The organism is Methanospirillum sp. (assembly GCF_035560735.1).
Classification (GTDB): Archaea; Halobacteriota; Methanomicrobia; order Methanomicrobiales; family Methanospirillaceae; genus Methanospirillum.
Map to the genome: position 1 here is coordinate 1 of NZ_DATMYY010000077.1, position 2,000 is coordinate 2,000.

Sequence of the window (2,000 nt, forward strand, 5' to 3'; positions counted from 1 at the left end):
ATTTTGTAGTTTCCCGTTTTACACCTTTGTCTCAAGGGCCACTATTCATACAGTTTCAATCTTATGGAATGATACTGAGTTCAACCAAATAGCCAATCTTGAAGAATTAACGAGCGCCTATTTAGGATGCAGAATGGGGGAATTTTGTATTCGCAATTGACTTTGAATCAGGGCCAGACTCTGTATGGGAAAAAAGGCTGGTATCTTCTGGAGAATTGCCCCAATTAATTTAACAGTCTTTGATCTGCACCCGGTGATTAAGGAGTACCGTGTTGTTGATCTTATCTTTCTCATAGATGTCGTTGGATGGGTCGGCTATTGCACCGATAAAAAACATCTTTGCAGGTGTTCCCGTAGGTATCTGGAGGGTATCAGCAAGTTCCTGTTTATCATGAGGGTTAAGGTTTTCAAACGTGTGGTAACCGAGTTCTTTATCTGTTCCTGAAATTACCTGGTCATCTGACAGATAGTAATGAACTGAGAAGTATTTGGCCCCTAGATCTCCAACATTTTCTATCGTACACGTTACAGGAAGACCAGATGATTTACAAATACTATCAGTAGCATTCAAATTACTTAGAACCAACTCTGCAAAATATCCACTACTCGGGTCCTTTTTCTCTGTCTCCTTTGTTTGTGATTGGGAAGAAGTGTTTATCTTTTCTTCTTCATGGATACCTGTCTGGTTATCGGCAATACCTGTTGTTGAAATTGAGACATTATCTGATGCATTTATCACAAGTTCGGTCTGATCCTGGGAAATGTTAGGTGTTTGTGTGGCTGATGGTTGGGCTGTTGCAACCTGATTGATGGATATGGGGAAATAATCGATATTATTTCCATTGATAGTATATGGGGAATCGATAATTCCATCATGGTTCTGATCCGGATTCGAAGCAGAGTATCCGGTTCCGTTTAAATCGAGCCATACATTACCTCCTTTTATACTTCCGCCTGCAATATTGGTCCCTGCCTGTTTTTCACTATTCCAAAAGTTACGTTGATCATCATTAGCAGCGGCGTTGAATTGGTTTTTCAGGTAGTTATTGAATATTTTATTTCCAACTGACTGGAATGCGCCGATGCCCATTACATTATTTTCGAGGCTGTTATCAGAAATTGATATGGAACGTGACTGATCCAGACGTATGCCGATATTTTTACAATTTTTAAATGTGCAATTTACAATGGATCCGCTCTCAATACGATAAAACCAGATTCCGAAATCAACTCCGTCAAGCACACAGTTTCTGATATTAATATTTTTAATTGTGTTGCCTCCGTCTGCATATATCGCTGAATTAAACCCGGTGGAAATTCCCTGTATTGTGTGGCCTCCTCCATCAATTGTGACATCTGAACTGGCAATTTTTATTCCAGCACTCCGATCCCCAACCTGAATGTCCCTCATCAGCAGGTATGACCCCGGATTTTCAATTGAACTGGGAGAGTATATTGGCACAGATCCTCCTGCTTCTGCATATGCGCCGATTTTTACAGGATGATCACTAATGTATTGGACAAATGAATTACTCCCTTTCTCATCTGAATCAATTCTGATCATTACCTTGTAATTACCGGGTTTGAGAGTTTTTGATATCATATAGTTATTTGTGAAAACTTTTACTTCCCCAGGTTTTAATTCAACATTCCTAAAATCGCTTCCCAACTGGGTACTAATTGTATCCTCTCGTCCTTCCTTCACCAGAAATGTTTTGATGCGCAGCCCAGATAGCACATTGGCTTCAGTATTAACCACTGATGTGGTAATTGATATTCGTTCATCAGGGACCTGACCGAGCGGAATCTCACCGATTTGGCTCACATCTATTGTTGCAGAAACATCAACAATCTTTACTGTCAGTGAAGTATCTGTTGTTATATTGCCACTCAGTGGTGGAATCCCTGCTGTTGCAAGAGATGTAACCCCGATTATCATTACCCAAAAAAGGAGTAGTAATCTTTTATATTTAGGCATTATTAGGGGATTTCCCCATCTC

General features: G+C 40.0%; 1 protein-coding gene. It reads right to left on the reverse strand.

Annotated features, from left to right (window positions below):
• Positions 1-229: 229 nt before the first annotated feature.
• Positions 230-2,000 (reverse strand): NosD domain-containing protein (locus VN429_RS02235; RefSeq protein WP_325629331.1); only part of this gene is annotated, 1,771 nt, incomplete at its 5' end.